Origin of the sequence: Virgibacillus dakarensis (genome assembly GCF_900155625.1) — a bacterium.
Lineage (GTDB): Bacteria > Bacillota > Bacilli > Bacillales > Amphibacillaceae > Lentibacillus_C > Lentibacillus_C populi.
The window spans coordinates 248,114-267,146 of record NZ_LT732553.1 but is presented as its reverse complement, the minus strand read 5'-3'; the positions used below and the strand labels follow the sequence as shown (position 1 = coordinate 267,146).

Sequence of the window (19,033 nt, the reverse complement as noted above, 5' to 3'; positions counted from 1 at the left end):
TTTTAAGGGAGCCACTTTACTTTATTAACACATTCATCTTTAATAAAAAAATATATGGAAGTTTTTTAAATAATATTACTCATTTGTTTTGCATTGTTTCTGTCTTTCTCAGACAGAGGTTTTTTCAAAAAGCCAATAATTAAGCAGGTAATGAAAGAGCCTAGAAGTATACATCCAATGTACAATAATGGTTTATTGCTGGCAATAGGGATAACAAAGATTCCACCATGAGGTGCCTTTAATGAAATATCCATTGCCATACACAATGCCCCACCTACTGCTGCACCGATTATATTTGCAGGAATTATCCTTAATGGATCTGCAGCAGCAAAAGGAATCGCGCCTTCGGTAATAAAGCTTGCTCCTAGTACATAACTTGCTTTTCCTGCTTCCGCTTCTTGAATAGTAAATCTATTTTTAAAGATTGTTGTGGCAAGCGCAATGCCAATCGGAGGTACCATTCCGCCAACCATTAAAGCAGCTGATGGTTCAAAAATGTTTGCAGCAAACATTGCTAATCCGAAAGCAGAAGCCGTTTTATTAATCGGTCCGCCCATATCAGAAGCCATCATTCCAGCTAACAAAGCTCCAAGAATAGCTGCATTAATTCCAGTAAGACCTTTTAACCAGCCCTCCAAAAATTCATTTAGCATGGACATTGGCGTATTTAATACAAAGAACATGAAAGCACTAACAATAAATGTACTTATTAAAGGAACAATTAAAACAGAAACTAATCCCTGGAAGGACTTTGGTATTTTAGCCATAGATTTGCCAATAAACTTCGCAGCAAAACCACCTATAAATCCAGCTATCATTCCACCAAGGAAACCAGATCCACCTATGCTGGCCATCATACCACCAATCATTGCCGGGGCTAGTCCTTGTTTATCTGCAATACTATATCCAATAAATCCAGCCAGGATTGGAACCATTAATGCAAATGCTGCTTCACCACCAACCTGATTAAAGAATTGGGCGAAAACATTAAATTGATCACTCTCAGGATCTGCCGCATAAATACCGAACATGAAGGAAATTGCGATAAAAATTCCTCCGACCACGACGAATGGAATCATATAGGAAACCCCACTCATAATATGCTTATAAAAATTCAATCCCGATTTTTTTTCTGGCTCCGGCTTGTCTTCTATCGCTGGCTCATCACCATTTTTTTCTTTTATATTATAGGACAAGGCTTGATCAATTAATTGATCAGCATGACTAATTGCTTTTTTTACAGGTACATCAACATATGGTTTACCTCGTAACACGGAGGCATCCACTTGCACATCGTGCGCTATCACAATGGCGTCTGCCTTCTGGATATCTGCTGCAGTAAGCTTGTTCTCAGGACCATTAGCACCATTGGTCTGAATTTTGACCTTCATGCCTCGTTTTCCAGCAGCTTCTTTTAAAGATTCTGCAGCCATATACGTGTGTGCAATTCCAGTCATACATGCGGTTATTCCGACTAAATATTTTCCAGAAACAGATTCCTCATCAGAGGTTGGTTCTTGTAATTTTTCTTGTTCCTGGATAGCTTTTATAACCTCAGCCTCTGATGTCGCTACAATCAGCTTTGCTCTAAATGTTTCACTCATCAGGAAAGTTGATAGCTGAGACAAAAGTGATAAGTGTTCATTTGAAGCATTTTCCGGAGCTGCAATCATAAAAATTAAATTGGTATGTTGACCACCGTAATCAATTCCTGGCAATGTTCTCCCCATTATAATAGTGGGGTTGGTCACAGATTTAGATTGCGCGTGCGGAATGGCTACTCCATAACCTACAGCAGTTGAAATTTCATTCTCCCTTTTGTAAATTGCTTTTTTGAATCGCTCAGCGTCATTGGTGAGCTGGTTTTCAGCTAATTTATTTACCAACTCATCAATGACAGCCGCTTGATTATTCCCTTTAAGATTCAAAATAATATTATCCTGGGTTAGAATATCTACGAGTTCCATCTTATTCCCTCCCTGTAAACATTTTGGCGTTTCGATTAATTAAAATAGAAGTTTGCTTTATTTGTTGAGTTAAATAAGTCCATTTTTTGTTTTACTATTTCTTGTGCTGCTTTTCTGGCACTTGGCATAATGACATCTGGCTCATATGCCCCGCGGTTATCAGTCAAGAAACGACGCATCTCCTGGAAGAAAGCACTTTTCATATCCGTTGATAAATTGATTTTTGCTACACCGTGAAGGTACGTTTGCGAAATTTCCTCATCTTTATTATCACTTCCTCCATGAAGAACGAGAGGAATACCGACCTTTTGGTTTATTTCAGCAAGCAAATCCAGTTTTAACTCTGGTTTTCCGGCATGTTTATACTGTCCATGTGATGTTCCAATTGCGACGGCCAATGTATCGATACCTGTTTCTTCAACAAATCTTTTTGCATCGTTTGCATCCGTATATAATATTTCATCAGCACCGCCTTCAGAGCTTCCTTCATTTGATCCGATCGTTCCTAATTCAGCTTCCACCGACACATTCACGTCATGTGCAAGTTTGACAACTTCCTTCGTAATGGATATGTTATCTTCAAATGAAGCGTGTGAAGCATCAATCATAACCGACGTGTAACCGTTTCTAATAGCTCTCATTACATCTTTTACAGATGAGCCATGATCTAGATGAATAGCCATAGGCACCTTTGTGTTTTTACATCTTTCTCGAACATACGCAATAAAATCATCGCCAACTAACTCAAGCTCATTCGGGTGAATTTGGATGATAGCTGGTGCATTTTTTTCTTCAGCAGATTCAATAACAACTCTTACAAACTCACTATTTGCCACGTTAAAGGAACCTACCGCAAAATTATGTTTGTACGCTACTTCTAATAGTTCTTTCATATTCATTAACATTTTTCATCTCTCCTCGTTTTATATCTGATTCCAAATATCTTTAAATTCTTTATCTGTTGCAGCATGAACAAGTTCTCTTACATTTTCGATGTTCTTGGTTTTTTGAAAGAATTCGCTAAAGGCGTATTCATTTCGTTCAATATCTGAGGATGGAATGTAAATAATGATCAGTTGAACGAGTTCATTTCCCCATTTTATCGCTTGCTTATTAACCCCAATAATGACTTTCTCTTTATATCCTTCCTTTTCAAAATAAGGATGAGGTATAGCCATTAAATTGCCTATTGAAGTATAAGATATCCGCTCTCTTTTCATAATAGGTTCATAAAAATGCTCTTGATTATTTAGTGAAAGCAGATGGAGAATAGCTTCCTCAGGACTTTTTGCATGAATCCAGTGAATAGCTGCCTGCTCAATGATTGAATTTTGTGCTTCAAGAAAGAATCTAATTTTCTTTATATCACTACTTTGAAAGCCGCTTTGGATCATCATAAAATTTGCTGTGGTTTGTGGTGTGTCTGCCAGGTTTATTCCAATGTATAAATAGGAATGATCAAAAACATAGTCCGCAGAATATTTTTCTATTTTACAAATTTCAAGTTCATCAAAGTACGTTGCTATTTTAGCAGCAAGAAGCTTTGTCCGCTCATAGCTTCTGCTATAAAGAATAATTGTTTTTATTTTCTTCTTATCTTGCGAATCAAGAATAACTTGAATATGATAGGCTAAATAAGCAATTTCACTGTCTTGAATTTCCACAAGAAACGCCTTCTCAATTTGTAAAGCGATATTCGAAGCAATACTAAATGAAAAAAAGTATTCCGACTTCGTTTCTTTTACAAATGGATTATAAATAAGCAAGTTATGTGATGCGGGATAGATAATTCGATAAATGTGATTTGCAATGTTATTTCTAAAACGCTTTGTTGAATAAATAGGTACATGGTAGACTTGTTCTACTTGAAGTAAAATGGCTTCTATTTTACTTACAATTTCTTGGTCCTTATTCTCGATTATTGATTTATCCAAATCCAGTTGTAACGATATCAAATAATTGACCAAAAAAATCGCTTCATCATCCGTCATTTTTACATAATCATGTAACTTTGACCGAAAGGCTTCTTCGACTTCGAACTCTTTAAAACGCCTTAAATTAGTTAGTTCTGTATCTTCCATGTTAACTAGATGGTGGTGGTTTATTTGATGAATGATGATAATTAATTGAATCGCAATTTTCTTGTACATCGAGAATTCCAGATTTAGTTGATGTTCTATATTGATTTGATCAACAATTTTAAAAACGTTTTCAACCACTTCCATATCTACCCATGAACGGAAACCATTTACTACAAAATCCTTGTACATTTCCTTCTTAACAGAAATGGATGTAAAGAAGCTTTCTAATAGAATTCTTTTTTGTATTTCTGTCCCGATCAATTTAATGCCTTTAAAAACTTTTGTATCGATGGCGACATCAATACCTAAAGCATGAATGTTCGCTGCAAGATTCTGGATACGGCTTCGAATTGTCTGTGGTGAATAAAAGAATTTATCGGCAATTTCATCATAAGCAGTGTAGTCATTTTCATTCATTAAGAACTGAATAATTTCAAACTCCAAGAGTGCTTCTTCTAACTCTTTTTCATTGGATCCTAACCTCTCTTCGCTATTGTCTGTGATAATCGCATACCCCTCGGGTGATGAGGTGATGACAACGTCACTGGAGTTATCGTTAATGTCCTTAATATAGTTTCTAATTGTGCGATCAGTCACATTCAATATTTCAGCTAACGTTGTAGCGGACACATACTCTCCGTTTTGGTTCAATAGAAAGTCAATTAATTGATTATGCTTTTTATGCAAACAAACCACAACCTTTCTATGTCTTTATTTTAAAATACAACTATGGTAAGCGCTATATCAGTAAATTTTCCTACCCTTAGGAAAATTAGTATTCCAATTTTTTATGTTAATTCAAGTGATCATCTGTTGTAATCGATATAAATGTCTGACAAGTAATATTATCCCTTTATTCAACCTTTTTATCAGCTAATTAAAAGAACCAACCCTTTGTTTAGTTCCGGCTGGTTCCTTACATATTTAAAATAGTTAATAACTTCCGTTGAACAGTTAATGCATGTCTTAAGGAATTCTTGTACCTCCCGTTCTTCTTGGTTCAAAGGATTAAATAGCAGAAGAAAAGCATTTGCGAAAAAAATCGCCTTAACATCAGCAATAAATAAAATTCATGTTCTTTAACTATAGTCACCATTGAATTACCAAATAATTCGTTACACATAACCTGCCACAGTGTTTGCTAAAGGAATAAGTACCTGATCCCTTAATCCCCTTTAAAAAGATTCGCTTCCATCTGCTTCAAAAGTCGCCGCATCAATAATAATTCTTCTGGCAGAATTCCATTTAGCATTTTTTTCTGTTGCGCTTCCCAGATTGCTGTTACTGGTACCCGCAAATTCTTCCCTTTTTCCGTCAGAAACACCTTGTAGATCCTTCCATCCTCCTGTTCCTGCTCTCGGTAAATAATCTGATCCTGTTCAAGCTTTCGCAGCATATTACTGACAGTGGATGATTTACACCCCATTTTGTCACGTAATTGAGACTGCGTGATCCCATCCCCCTGCCAAAGATGACACAGAGCCGTTTCCTGTCCTATATACAGATCCACATCACGAAATTTGCTCGCATATTCTTTTCGGGACTTCACTGCAATGCTATGAAGCAATTCTCGAATCTCTTTTTCAATCATGTTAAAACACCTCTCCCGAAATAAATTAGTATGCTAATTATATAGATAGATCCATAGACTGTCAAAATCAATTCATAAGTCCATTTTGTTGACATAGAATGCTCTTTCTATTTTAATTAGGCTACTAACAATTTTTTAACGTATACATGGGAGGTTAACATATGAATGCTGACGCAAAGGATAATCCATTAAAGCTCTCCATTCTTGACCTGGCAACTATCTACAATAGCGAATCTGCCACAGAGACATTACAAAACTCAACGGAACTTGTACAACTTGCCGACAAACTTGGATACACCAGGTACTGGTTTGCTGAACATCATAATACGAAACACCAGGTAAGTACATCGCCAGACTTACTTGCTGCTCATGCCGCGGTGCTTACAGAAAATATTCGTATCGGGTCCGGAGGCGTAATGCTGCCTAATCACAGCCCACTGAAAGTAGTAGAAAACTTCTCTCTATTAGAGGCGTTGCATCCAGGGAGAATCGACCTTGGAATGGGCCGGGCTCCAGGAACAGATGGAATTACCGCACTGGCATTGCGCCGTTCCCGTGAGGCAGTTGAAGGGAATGATGCAGGTGAACTGCTTCAGGAATTGCTTGCCTATTTTACGAGGAAGTTTCCAGAAGATCATCCATTTGCCCAAATCACCCCATCAGCGGATCCGTCCCTTATACCGGAATTATTCATGCTTGGATCCAGTGACGGTGGAATGCGAATTGCTTCACAGCTCGGCCTTGGCTATGCGTTTGCCGCACAAATTAATCCGGACTGGGCTATTCCGGCATTACGCAGCTATCGGGAAAAATTCCAGCCATCGGAATTCCTGGCCGAACCATACAGCATCATGTCCATTATCGTTGTGTGTGCGGAAACGGATGATGAAGCTGCCTATCTTGCCGGACCAGCAGAACTGCAATGGGTACGCTGGGGAACCGGGCAATTTCAATATGCACCGCCGACGCTTGATGAAGCAGCTTCCCACGCATACACACCGGAGGAAGAAATGATCCGCAAGCAAAACAAAGGGCGTTTCGTGATTGGCAGTGTGGAAGCGGTAAAGAAAGAGCTGCTCCATCTGCAAAAAGAGGCGCAAATCGATGAAATCATGATTCTGAATATGATTACTGATAAGGAAGCAAGACATCAATCCTTTACATTGCTTGCGGATGCCTTTCAGCTTTCTGGCAAGTAACCTGAATCAATGTGGTGTACTGTAAAATTCCCTTCATTAGCGATACAATGAGTTGTGAACGCCGTTTTCTATCCTAATAAATTGGCACTAATACGTAGAGGAATGGAAGGATGCAACAGATGGAGCAAAGTCAGTTTGAAAAAATCAAAAACCCGCAAAAATAATTTACTATTTTTGCGGGTTTCACATATGCCGAATGGTGCTCGGATACATGGCGAAATTGATCGTGTGCCGCCCGAAGTCGATCGAACCCATCGTAAAATCGATCGCGAGCTGCTCGGCATCAATCGAGGCATGCCTACCTACTTGTTATATCCCAATTACTTCCTTCATTTCATTTTCCTCCACTGCAGAAACCGTCGTCACAAGACTGCCAACGATACAGATGACTGTGTTTAGAAGAAGTCCCCATAATCCGCTGGCAACACCGAGTAAAGAAAGATCAAAAATAGTCATCACTGAAGCGACTAACGTACCTGCAACCATGCCGGCAAAGACAGTTTTAGAGCGCAGGCGTTTCCAGTATAGTCCGAGGATCAGACCCGGTGCAATCTGGATCAGTAATTCAAACTTCAAGATAAAGATCTGATAAAGCGTTGCAGGAGGGAACCATGCAATGATAATCAGAATACCGACAGCTACAACACCTAGCAGTTTGCCGACAAGCAGCTTTTTATGCTCAGAAGCCTCGGGATTGATGTAGTTTCCGTATAAATCATTTGAAATAATCGATGAAAATGTCAGCAATACAGAATCGGCGGTGGAAACAATCGCTGCAATGACCCCGCCAAATAACAAAATCATGGCCCAATAAAAAACAGTGTTTTGACTTGCAATGCTGCTTGCCATCATTCCTACTAGCTGTTCGGATTCTCCAGTAGATAACCCGGGGAATGCATTAATACCAATAATTCCGATGATAAACACTACCCCCGCAGTTACAAATGGCATCCACGCCATTCTGCTGAAGGAGCGTTTCAGGGTTCTTTCATTTTTTGCCGCGAATATCCGCTGAATCGCATGAGGATAAACCGCAGCACCAATTCCGATCAACACAAGCAGGCTGAACCAGTTCACTATACCTGGCCCATCGGGTATCCCTAATTTCTCGGGTGAATACGCTTGCATATAATCTGCTGATGTGGGCAACCCGCCGAAATAGATGATGGATCCGATCAAAAGCATGAAAATCCCCACAAGCAGGGCGATCCCCTGCATGGTATCCGTATAAGCAACAGAGCGCATCCCGCCAAGCCATCCGTAAATCAACATGATGACGACAAAGAAGATAACCCCTACCTGATACGGAATCGTTCCTCCTGTTAATCCGGAAACTCCTTGTCCGATAGCTACCAATTGCTCGAGCAAATAATTACCCAGGCCATAAAGCATTAGTAAAGATGCCAAGATAGTAACTGCTTTTGATTTATATCGTTTTTCAAACCACTGGGCAGGTGTAATTAATTTATATTTCTTACCCATTGCATAAAGGCGTGGAGCGAATAAAAGATATGCCATGATAATCATAATAAAATACGGAACAGATACTAGATATTCGAATCCTTGACGATACGCTGTAGCCGGATAACCCACGACCGTGTTCCCACTATATTGTGTCGCAAAAAAGGTAAAAAACAGAACCATGACACCGAGTCCCCGGCCGCCAAGATAGTACTCATCCAGACTTTCATGTATATTCCTGTTTTTGAGGTAGGTCACAAGGCCAATCCCAAGCATAAGCAAACCGTACGCCAACAGAATCAATACACCTGACCAACCTGAGAATGCCAAATCCATAACTTAATTCGCTCCTTTCGCTTCCTCTTCTTCGTTTTCTTCTTCTATCGTCCAGTGGTAACGAATGACGTAGGATAAGAATGCAGATAACAAGATAGATGCAACAATAATGATGACAGCCCATAGTGGTATTCCATAGATTAGAATTTCTCCAAAGCTTTTTGGAAAATACCACGGAGTTATTAACGCCAGTAAAATCCCAAACACAATCCATATTTTGCCATTTTTAATCGGTTCCTTTTTCGATTGGTTCATATTTGCTCCTCCTTTGAATCCTTAATATTCTGACACAAAATAGAAATCTTCATTTCCCCCTGCTTTTACACAGGATGCAAATCTGTTATTTTGCCAGCTTTTATAACTTGTCCTGGAACATCATGTCCTAAAATCGTCTCTAAATGTTTTGCAGTGGCAATCAGTTGGTCAAAATCTGTTTTCACATGATAACCCATAAAGATGAGCATATGGACAAGGTCCTCGGTACAAATGTTTCCTGTGGCTCCCGGGGCGAATGGACAGCCGCCCAGGCCGCCAAGAGAAGCATCAAACCTTGTCACCCCTGCCCGGATTCCTTCCACTACATTCGCCAGACCCATGCCGCGAGTATTATGGAAATGCAGCGTTAAGGGTAAATCCGGCCAGTGATCCAGTACTTTCCCGCAGAGTTGAAAGACCTGCTTTGGGGTTGCCATCCCGGTCGTATCGGCAAGCGTTATCCCATCTGCTCCCAATTCCAGATACTTATCAATCAACCCCAGGACCCTGTTTTCAGCGATCGTACCTTCGAATGGGCAGCCAAACGAGGTAGCTAACGACCCATTAATTCGGATCCCGGTACCGGCCAGGAAACGGGTAATATCCGTAAAACCGGAAAACGATTCGTCCACTGATTTCCGCACATTTTTCTGGTTATGCGATTCGCTGGCAGACACAACCAGGTTTACCTCATCAACCTTACAGGCAGCAGCACGTTCTGCCCCCTTCACATTTGGGATCAAGGCAGTATATGTAATATCCGGCTTTCGGTCAATCCCCAGCATGACATCCTCCGCATCCCGCAAATTAGGGATAGCTTTTGGAGATACAAATGAGGTCGCTTCAATTTTATCAACCCCCGCCGCAGACAGCCGATTAATTAAATCAATTTTTTCCTCCGTTGGCACGAATTGGTCCTCCATTTGCAGACCATCTCGTGTCACGACTTCCTGAATATAAATGGTCTCCATTCGTCTTCCCCCTTTTTTAAATAATCCCTTGTTCTTTCAGCTGGGAAATTTTTTTATCATCATAGGAAAGCAGCTTCTTCAAAACCTCATCTGTATGTTGCCCAAGGTCAGGTCCAAGCCATTTTGTGCCCCCAGGTGTTTCGCTCATTTTCGGCACAACCCCCGGTATTTTCAGAGACTCTTTTTCGTTCAATTTAAAATCCTCGATCATACCTCTGCTCAAGTAATGCGGGTCGTTCACAATATCCTGGATACTGTAAATCGGACCAGCGGGAACTCCTTTCTCATCAAGCATCTGCAATGCCGTTTCCAAATCGACCGTTTTTGTCCAACCCTCAATCACTTCATCAAGATAATCAGCATGGGAAGCCCTGCCGCTGTTATGTTGAAAACGTTCATCTTCCCCTAACTCAGGCCGTTCAACCGCTTCCATCAGCCGTTTGAAAATAGCATCTCCATTCCCACCGATGACGATATATTTTCCATCCTTGCACTGGTATGTGTTGGAAGGTGCGATACCTGGCAGCGATGACCCGGTCCGTTCCCGAATGGCACCAAGCTTATCAAATTCAGGCAGCGCCCCTTCCATCAGGCTGAACACCGACTCGTATAATGAAACGTCAATCATTTGTCCTTTCCCTTTACCTTTCACATCACGATGATACAGTGCCATCATCGCTCCGATTACCGAATACATCGCAGCTAGAGAATCGCCAAGGCTGACCCCAACCCGTACCGGCGGCTGATCAGGATACCCCGTAATATAGCGAAGCCCGCCAATCGACTCCCCAACACTGCCAAAACCAGTCTTATCACGATAAGGACCCGTTTGACCATAACCGGAAACCCTAACCATTACTAAGCCAGGATTGATGGCAGACAGTGTTTCATATCCCAAATTCCATTTTTCCATTGTGCCGGGTCGGAAGTTTTCGACAAGGATATCGCATTCCTTAACGAGTGATTGAATGATTTCCTGTCCCTCTTCACTTTTTAAATTGACGGTGATCGACTTTTTATTTCTGGATTGCAGTCTCCACCATAAGGAAGTGCCTTCATAGATATGACGCCAGTCTCTTAGTGGGTCCCCTTTTCCCGGCGGTTCCACTTTGATAACGTCTGCGCCAAATTCCGCCATCAATCTTCCGGCAAAAGGACCAGCAATCAGACTGCCTAATTCCAACACCTTAACACCTTCTAAACTTTGTCCCATAAGCCTTCACTCCTTTTTCTAACAAGAACCACTTGTTGTTATGAATTGGGTGATAAATCGAAATCTTATGTATGGTTTTTCATATTTTAACAGCTTGTATACAAAAACGCAATATATTTTTGAAAATGTCTGTATTCACATAATAAATACACCTGTTTGTATACAAAGAGGACAATAAAATTGATGAGCGGCTTGGATTCCTATACAATAAGAACAAAAGCGTAGTAGACCTTATTGCTCAACTTCGGCTTGAGGTTGCACGGTCGATCCCTTTTATTGCGCGTTCACAGATTGGGATTGCGCGATCGCTCTCTTTTATTGCGCGTTCACGGCTCAGGATTGCGCGGTCGGACTATTTTATTGCGCGTTCACAGCTTAGGATTGCGCGGTCGCTCTCTTTTATTGAGCGTTCACGGCTCGGGATTGCGCACACGGCTTGGGATTGTGCGGTCGGACCTATTAAGCGCCCGTTTAGCAACGTATGGACTGCGTCAGCACAATGCGTGTGGTTCAAAGCCCGGTTTTATTCGGCCTTCCTCCTTTACTTGAACTAGGGGAGGTTCGACTAAGAACGCCACGTTCTGTGGAGTCGAACTTGACCTACGTCCAGTAGGCCCGACTTATCGTACGAAAGGTGAAGGCAATCCACTAGCCTACTGGGCGCTGGAGCCGGACGTGACCTTACTAGTATGGACTTCACATGGCTACAAATCTTGTACTTTCTTTACTAATGAAAAAGAGGTGTCTAAATGGATGCATATACATATATCAAAAAAGCAATTTTACACGGCGAATTCCCGCCAAACATGCGACTCACCGAGGAGTATTTGGCAAAAGAATTGCAACTAAGCCGTACACCGATCCGCGAGGCACTGAAACAATTGGAATCAGAGGGACTGACGGTCTCGATGAAAAGAGGAGTTCGCGTCCGTCATTATACGAAAGAGGATATTCAGCAAATATACGATGTCAGGACACTTTTAGAAGGATATGCAGCTGCCCAAGCCTCCATTCACCGCACCGATTTGGATGTACGGGAAATGAAAGCAGCCAATGCATCCTATGAACAGGTCATAAACGATCATTTTAAAACCGGTGAATCGACCATTGAGGATATATTAGAAATCAATCGAAAATTTCATGATTGTGTGATAAAAGCATCCCAAAATCAGCATATTCATTACCACGTATCGAAAGTGGTTGTCTTGCCATTGATCTTCCGTTCTTTTTATTGGTTTAATGAAGAACAAATGAGAAAATCTCTGAAGACCCACAGCACTATTCTAAAAGCCATTCAGGAACAGGACGTGGAACGGGCTCGTGTTGCGATGCATGAGCATATTTATCATGGGAGAGACCAGGTTTTGCATCATATAAAGAATATTGAGGAGGATTATTTGATTTCGGGGAAAACGAAGTGATGGTATTACTGCCGTTTTGAAATATATAGTGATATTTTATTCAAAAAACGCCTAAGGTCCTCCCTCCTAATTGAAGAAACCTTTTCATGCAAAGTAACGGACTTATGCTAAATGTACTTACAACTATCGGAGGTGCTCTCGCATGTGCCGATGATTGCTTCCTGACTAATCTACTTCATAATAAAGACAGTCGCTTTTCGTTAAAAGTTCATAATAAATGGATACGCGATCAATGCCCCAATAACAAGTCCAATCAAACCATAAAACTGCAGGCAGGGGGGGAGTTTGAGCTTGCAGATTGGCTGAATCAACTAAAATCATGCATTGGATGTACAAATAACGATATAAAAGCACCAACTGCCAAACTCCCTATTTTAGATCCCAATAAAGATTTATACGATATTTACCAGAAAGTCATGTACTATGTTCGTCCAGAAAAAATCCAGTAAGTCCGAGTACAAGGGAAGAAAGCCCATTCATGAAAGTCCAGGCGAGAGTCAGACTCTTCTCAAACGCAATGAGGCCAAACCTTATTCCGTTTGACCCCATTGCATTAAAACTAATCTCCCCATTTTCTTGGACTCCACAATGTCCCTTCCAGTTCACCTTCCATTTGATATATCCGTTTTGCTTGTTCCATAATTAACTTTTTTGTCGCTAGAAGCAGCGCCCTTTGATTGTAATCCTCGCTATTATCATACATGCGTTTTAATTCGTTTAACATCCATTCTTCCCGCTCCAATTTCTTGCCTCCTTTACATTCCATCCAGGACTAATTTCAGTTCATTCATCGTATCACGGTTCTCCGTAATATGCGCAATGGCATATGTCAAAATTTCATTGTCATTTCCGGCTTCTTCGCTCATTTTTTCCAATTGCTCTATCATCCATTGTTCTTTGGTTGCCAAACTGCCGTCGTTTTCCATCGTAAGCATTTGCTGATAGCGAATCAATGTGTCCATCTTTTCTTCCTCAGTCATATACAAAAATTGAAAAATGACGAATGGCTTCATATAGGTTAGCCCGGTTTTATATGCCATTGCTTGATACGGCTTAGTCAGTTCATTGATACTAAACCGTTCTGTACCACCTGCTTGATATTCACTTTCTTTAACTCCAACCATTATAATTAACCCGAATTCCTTGCCCGCTAACGCTCTTCCTCTTACTCCATAGGCAAATCCATCTTCTAAAACAATATCTTGCCAATATTTTAAAAGCGGCGGGGAACTGTACCAATAGAATGGAAATTGGAACAAAATTCTATCGTGCTCCACAAGTAACGACTGTTCCTTTTTCACGTTAATATTCCCGTCAGGATAAGTATCTTCTAAATGATGAACGGTTATGTCCGTATTTCCTTTGGCCCAATTTAAGAAGAATTGCTGACTGCTTGATTCCAATAAATCGGGATGTGATACAATCACAAGCGTCTTCATCGTCTGCCTCCTTCATTCGTACCTCTTATCTCTATAGGATACTAATAATCTTGCCATATTCAAAATTATGAGGCCTTGGGGGCAAACCACATTGCAACCTCTATCAAAAATACATGCGAACCCTGATTATAATTAATGTAAAGAGAACCATTGTCGCGGTTTCATCTGATCTGGAAATGGGCTCATGGGGGTAAATAGGATACCACCAAAGATTGTCAGTTTAAAGGAGACCAGAAGTGTACTCATGGCTTACCTCCTTCGCCAGTTGGAAGGAAGATTTCCTTGATTTTTAAATCCTCCATTACTAATCCTGTAATTCATTTAGCAAGAATTTAATCATAACTTGCAATATCTTCCTTCTATCGCCCGTTTTACAATAGAATCGATTAAGTATGTTGGATATAAATGGTTTTATGGAATACAATAACATAATTCAATTAAGCACGATTAGTACAAAATCACTACCTTTCATTCTTACCACCCAATATCTAGTAAATTCTGCACAATCTTATATTACCATTTATTGAAAGAGTATAAAAATTCAGTTGAATAATCGTCGAACCTGCCCTATAATTGATGAAACATCACGATTTTCCTTTTTTTACATACATTGGAAATGTGTGGTACCGATAAAGTCAGTCCCCTAGAACACGACATCGCACAAACCGTTTGAACGATGGTAGGGTCTGAAGCGGATGGATCCAACCAAATCGGTGTCGCCCCTAGTGCAGAATGGATTGCGGTCAAAGCTTTCTCAGCAGTTGGTGGAACCGATGCAGATTTGCTCGCAGCTGGGGAGTGGATTTTGGCACCAAAAGATGCAGATGGCAATCCGCATCCGGAAATGGTACCTGACATTGTAAACAACTCATGGGGTGGTGGCCGTGGACTTGATGAATGGTACCGTCCAATGGTACAGGCATGGCGCGATGCTGGTATTTTCCCAGCATTTGCAGCTGGCAACACGACTGATACAGAACCAGGCGGGCCTGGATCGATTGCAGCCCCATCCAATTATCCGGAGGCTTTTGCAGTTGGTGCTGTTAATAATGAGAATGAACTTGCCGATTTCTCCCTGCAGGGTCCGTCTTCTTATGACGAAATCAAACCGGATGTAGTAGCACCTGGTGTAGGGATACGTTCAGCCATACCCGGAAGTGGATATGGCGGTAAAAGCGGTACCTTCATGGCCACGCCGCTTGTTTCTGGAACAGTGGCTTTATTGCGTCAAGCTGATAGTTCACTTTCCGTAGATGAACTGGAAAATGCATTAATCAATTCGGCCAAGCCACTTACAGACGGGGAATTTTCGGAGTCCCCTAATAATGGTTACGGACATGGCGTTATCAATGCGTTCAGCGCAGTTTCATCCGTGACAACCGGGCTTGGCACGGTAAAAGGACATGTTTTCAAGGATGGCGAGGATACCGAAGAGCCAACCTTTACGCATAAGGCACCAGCATCTGCCTCTGCAGGAATCGCGATACCGTTAAGTATCCAGGTTGAGGATAATATTAGTGTCGATCATGTTACATTGGAGTACCGTTCCGGTGACGGAAGCCAGTGGGAAACAATTGAGGCCGAGCGCACAGGCGGTGATTATAAAAATGGGACATATAAAGTCGAAATTCCGGGTGAAAACGTAGCAGAACCGGCTCTCACATATCGGTAGCGTATCATGGATTACGGCAAAAATGAAGTGATAAGTGAGAATTTTGAAGTCCAAGTTCTCCCGGCTATTCTTAGTGAGGACTTTGAAACGGAAACCGTTGGCTGGGAGTCTTCCGGGGCATACGATACATGGGAATGGGGTGTGCCTACTTCCGGGTCAAAAAAAGCGTTCTCAGGTGAAAAGGTGTATGCAACGAACCCGGCCGGTACGTATCGGAATGACAGTGATATGATCCTTTCGGCACCAGCAATTGAATTGCCGGAGGGACAAGCCCGTCTGCAATTCAAACATTGGTATGAGTTGGAAAGCTATGACTATGGTTCGTATGACTTTGCCCATGTTTATGTTTCCACGGACAAGGAAAACTGGGACAGCCTTGCTGAATTTACGGGATAAAGCAATGGCTGGGAAGATTATGGTGTGGACCTGACACCATATGCTGGCCAAACGATTTATATCGGTTTTCATGTTTCATCGGATGGCAGCAGAATGTTTGATGGCTGGTATATTGATGATTTAGTGGTCAGCAGCGCTGCAAATGACGAGCAAACGAGCATGAACGCTGATGCCGTGAGCACAGCAAAATCCGATAAATCCAGTTCCGCATCCAGTGAAGCGAATCCAAAGGCAAACGTAAATGCTCTGCCTTTAGGTGCCACGGTCAGTGTGCTGGAAACAGGACAATCGGCGCAAACAAATCAGGCAGACGGAAGCTATTCACTGCTGCACCCTGCCGGATCGTACACACTGCAAGCCGACGCATATGGATATTACCCGGAAACAGGCAATGTGGAAATTGCAGAAGACAGTACGATAGAAGCGAATTTCACTCTGCAGCCGATTCCAAAGGGCACAATTACAGGAACTGTCACCAATCAAACAACTGGTGAACCAGTTGCTGGTGCGACATTATTACTCATGGAAGATGCCGCAATCGAGCCGGTGACAACGGATGAAAAACGGACACTATTCCATTACTGCCTATGAAGGCGATTATACGCTACATGTGTCCGTAGCTGACTATTATAGTAAAGATATCGACATCTCCATTACCGGAAATGAAAACACGGAGAATAATATCGAAATAAAACCATTTATCGGATATCTAGCGTGAGTTTCCTACACTCTTCCTCAAAGTGCTGCTATGACAGGCTTTATGGCTATTTTTCTGTATAGACTAAAAAAATATACTCAATCCTCTTTGTTGACAACGGTTTAGAAATAGTGTATAAACTAACTATGGCTACTATTAGAAAACAAAAAGTTGGTAAGAACACATACTGGCAAATCATTGAATCCAAGCGGGTAAATGGGAAGCCTCGTCCAGTCGTTTTAATGCATTTAGGCACAGCTGAAAATTTGCTGTATAAACTAAGAAATGGCCCACTGATTAAAAAGGTTCGATCCCGTTCTCATGGATCGGTTGAATTGTTATGGCAAATGGCAGAAGAACTGGACATCCTTAACATTTTTGAACAACACTTTCCAAGCCAAAAGCGGGCTGAACAAACGGTTGGCAAATCTTTATTACTAGCCGCCATTTATCGAGCCCTGCGACCCGGAAGCAAAAGGAGCTTTCCAGGTTGGGCGAAACAAACGACACTGCCGGATTTGGCAGGGTTTAACCCGGAAAAATTGGACAGCCGCCATTTTTGGGATCAGATGGATATGGTCACCGATGAACAATTGGACGAAGTAGAAAAAGCACTTACGCATCATATGGCGGATCAAGAGCTGTTGTCTTCCAAGTTATTATTTTATGATTTAACCAATTTTGCGACCCACATTGCCTCAACAAATGAAAAATCGGATCTGGCCAAAAGGGGGAGGAATAAACAAAAACGCAATGATTTAAAGCAATTTGGGTTGGCTCAGGTGGTCACAAAGGAGTTCCTCATTCCGGTACTGTCGGATATCTACGAGGGAAATCAGTCAGACAGTAAGCTGTTTATTCCGTTTTTAAACAAACTGCGAAAAAAACTGACCGAATTACAGTTGGCTGTGGAGGAGTTCACGGTCGTCTTTGACAAGGGAAGCAATACAAAAAAGAACTTTGCCGAACTGGATGCCTCTGAAGTTCCTTATGTGGCATCATTGTCTCCGGCATATCATGAGGATTTGGTAAATATCCCTCTCTCGAAGTATCAATCGGTTGACGTTGGAGAAAAAGAAGTAACCTGTTATCGTACGCAAAAAGAAGTGTGGGGCAAGGAACGATCTCTGGTTCTTTATGTTAGTAATCGATTGCGTGAGGGACAGATTCGCGGTCTACATCAAGCGTTGAACAAAAAACAAGGGCAATTACAGGAACTCAAGGATAAATTGACCAATCCACGGGCTCGCAAACGAAAGAAAGAAACACTTGAACGAGATATCGAGCACATTCTAAAAGGAGAACAATGTAATCGTATCTTGAAGGTGACCCTGCATGAAAAAGGAAATGGAAAGTTTGATCTTGACTGGACGATTGATACATCAGCATACGAATGGATAACAGAAGTTTACTTTGGGAAACGCATCATCGCCACCAGTAGACATGAATGGTCGAATGCGGAGATCATAGCAGCGTATCAAGGACAGAACCATGTAGAACAAGTATTCAAGCATTTGAAGAATCCTTTTCACCGTGCCGTGACACCGCAGTTTCACTGGACCGATCAGAAAATTAAAGTACATACCTTTATTTGTCTCGTTGGTCTATTACTTTCCCAGTTATTATGGAAGAAGGCAAAAGAAGCCGGATACCGGATGAACGTGGAGACATTACTGGATCGGTTGGGGGAAGTCCGCTTAGCAGAAATCTATACGGTTCACGGTTTGAAAGAGAAGCCGAAAAAAGAAGAGCAGTTGGAAGAAATGGATCCAGAATTGGAAACGTTATATCATACCCTGGCGAAAAAGGACTTTTAGTTTATACACGCCAGGGTGCTTGTAATCCCTTTTATATCAAGGGATTCAGGCTATTTTTCAGGTTTAAAGTAGGAAACTCACGCTAGGTGAAATCGGCTATGATGACGGAACTGCCGAAAATGCTCATGCCTGGTATCAGGCAGAAAGCGACTGTGCCGTGAAAACGTCGCTGCCAGAAGATAAAAACAGTGCCATGGTAACAGCAGCTAAATTCCGTTTCTGGACAGAAGACTTTCCTGAACCAGGCGGAACCGAATTCCAAGTTGAAATCTGGGATGTCAGTGGTCAAGACGGAGCACCTGGCAAAAAAATCGCCGGTCCGTTTGACGCTACCGTACTCCGCAATGGTGAATGGACTACTGTCGACTTGAGTGATAAAGGAATTATTGTAGACGACGATTTTTACATGGTCTACATTCAGACGAAGCCGCACCCATACTCACCCGCACTCGTAGCGGATGAAAGCAGCGGGCAGCTGACTGGCGGTACCTGGTCCCAGTCCCCTGCTGTCGGATAT

General features: G+C 41.7%; 18 protein-coding genes and 1 pseudogene. 9 read left to right on the top strand and 10 right to left on the bottom strand.

Annotation, left to right across the window (positions count from 1 at the left end; all coding sequences use genetic code 11):
* Positions 1-65: 65 nt before the first annotated feature.
* The 4 genes from CZ382_RS01400 to CZ382_RS01385 form a co-directional block, all read right to left on the bottom strand.
* Positions 66-1,967, bottom strand: coding sequence for a PTS fructose transporter subunit IIABC (locus CZ382_RS01400; protein WP_088049469.1), 1,902 nt, complete (start codon positions 1,965-1,967; stop codon positions 66-68).
* 35 nt (positions 1,968-2,002) lie between these two features.
* Positions 2,003-2,872, bottom strand: coding sequence for a ketose-bisphosphate aldolase (locus tag CZ382_RS01395; RefSeq protein WP_088049468.1), 870 nt, complete (start codon positions 2,870-2,872; stop codon positions 2,003-2,005).
* An 18-nt stretch (positions 2,873-2,890) separates the two neighbouring features.
* A complete protein-coding gene (locus CZ382_RS01390) occupies positions 2,891-4,744 on the bottom strand; it encodes a BglG family transcription antiterminator (RefSeq protein WP_407701301.1) in 1,854 nt (617 codons plus the stop codon).
* Between the two features lie 469 nt (positions 4,745-5,213).
* Positions 5,214-5,639, bottom strand: a complete 426-nt coding sequence (locus CZ382_RS01385; RefSeq protein WP_088049466.1) for a MarR family winged helix-turn-helix transcriptional regulator — start codon at positions 5,637-5,639, stop codon at positions 5,214-5,216.
* Positions 5,640-5,800: 161 nt separating this feature from the next.
* On the opposite strand from CZ382_RS01385, the gene CZ382_RS01380 reads away from it, so the two are divergent.
* Positions 5,801-6,838, top strand: coding sequence for an LLM class flavin-dependent oxidoreductase (locus tag CZ382_RS01380; RefSeq protein WP_088049465.1), 1,038 nt, complete (start codon positions 5,801-5,803; stop codon positions 6,836-6,838).
* Positions 6,839-7,147: 309 nt separating this feature from the next.
* Here CZ382_RS01380 and CZ382_RS01375 read toward each other — a convergent pair whose 3' ends face one another.
* The 4 genes from CZ382_RS01375 to CZ382_RS01360 form a co-directional block, all read right to left on the bottom strand.
* Complete coding sequence (locus CZ382_RS01375; RefSeq protein ID WP_088049464.1) at positions 7,148-8,635, bottom strand: sodium:solute symporter family protein; 1,488 nt, start codon at positions 8,633-8,635, stop codon at positions 7,148-7,150.
* 3 nt (positions 8,636-8,638) lie between these two features.
* Entirely contained in the window at positions 8,639-8,890 is a 252-nt protein-coding gene (locus CZ382_RS01370; protein WP_088049463.1) for a hypothetical protein, read from the bottom strand.
* A gap of 65 nt (positions 8,891-8,955) precedes the next feature.
* Positions 8,956-9,861, bottom strand: a complete 906-nt coding sequence (locus CZ382_RS01365) for a hydroxymethylglutaryl-CoA lyase (protein WP_088049462.1) — start codon at positions 9,859-9,861, stop codon at positions 8,956-8,958.
* 16 nt (positions 9,862-9,877) lie between these two features.
* Entirely contained in the window at positions 9,878-11,074 is a 1,197-nt protein-coding gene (locus CZ382_RS01360) for a CaiB/BaiF CoA transferase family protein (RefSeq protein WP_088049461.1), read from the bottom strand.
* 749 nt (positions 11,075-11,823) lie between these two features.
* Here CZ382_RS01360 and CZ382_RS01355 point away from each other — a divergent pair.
* Entirely contained in the window at positions 11,824-12,495 is a 672-nt protein-coding gene (locus CZ382_RS01355; protein WP_088049460.1) for a GntR family transcriptional regulator, read from the top strand.
* A gap of 86 nt (positions 12,496-12,581) precedes the next feature.
* Positions 12,582-12,944: a hypothetical protein gene (locus CZ382_RS23605; protein ID WP_088049459.1), complete on the top strand. Its 363-nt coding sequence runs from the start codon at positions 12,582-12,584 to the stop codon at positions 12,942-12,944.
* 110 nt (positions 12,945-13,054) lie between these two features.
* On the opposite strand, the gene CZ382_RS01345 is transcribed toward CZ382_RS23605, so the two are convergent.
* Both CZ382_RS01345 and CZ382_RS01340 read right to left on the bottom strand, forming a co-directional pair.
* A complete protein-coding gene (locus CZ382_RS01345; RefSeq protein ID WP_088049458.1) occupies positions 13,055-13,237 on the bottom strand; it encodes a hypothetical protein in 183 nt (60 codons plus the stop codon).
* Between the two features lie 13 nt (positions 13,238-13,250).
* Entirely contained in the window at positions 13,251-13,934 is a 684-nt protein-coding gene (locus CZ382_RS01340; protein WP_088049457.1) for an NAD(P)H-dependent oxidoreductase, read from the bottom strand.
* A gap of 676 nt (positions 13,935-14,610) precedes the next feature.
* Between CZ382_RS01340 and CZ382_RS01335 the strand changes: the two genes are divergently transcribed.
* The 6 genes and pseudogenes from CZ382_RS01335 to CZ382_RS01315 form a co-directional block, all read left to right on the top strand.
* Entirely contained in the window at positions 14,611-15,606 is a 996-nt protein-coding gene (locus CZ382_RS01335) for a S8 family serine peptidase (protein WP_088049456.1), read from the top strand.
* 6 nt (positions 15,607-15,612) lie between these two features.
* Positions 15,613-16,002, top strand: a complete 390-nt coding sequence (locus tag CZ382_RS01330; RefSeq protein ID WP_088049455.1) for a hypothetical protein — start codon at positions 15,613-15,615, stop codon at positions 16,000-16,002.
* A gap of 24 nt (positions 16,003-16,026) precedes the next feature.
* The gene (locus CZ382_RS01325; protein WP_088049454.1) at positions 16,027-16,593 is read left to right on the top strand and encodes a carboxypeptidase regulatory-like domain-containing protein; all 567 of its coding nucleotides are present in this window, start codon (positions 16,027-16,029) and stop codon (positions 16,591-16,593) included.
* Positions 16,559-16,720: a hypothetical protein gene (locus CZ382_RS23600; protein ID WP_159457743.1), complete on the top strand. Its 162-nt coding sequence runs from the start codon at positions 16,559-16,561 to the stop codon at positions 16,718-16,720. Before CZ382_RS01325 ends, CZ382_RS23600 begins: the two co-directional genes overlap by 35 nt.
* 125 nt (positions 16,721-16,845) lie before the next feature.
* Positions 16,846-18,516 (top strand): IS1634 family transposase, encoded by a 1,671-nt coding sequence (locus CZ382_RS01320; protein WP_088049453.1) that lies wholly within the window; start codon positions 16,846-16,848, stop codon positions 18,514-18,516.
* Between the two features lie 85 nt (positions 18,517-18,601).
* A pseudogene (locus CZ382_RS01315) lies at positions 18,602-19,009 on the top strand (hypothetical protein); the annotation flags it as partial.
* Positions 19,010-19,033 lie beyond the last annotated feature (24 nt).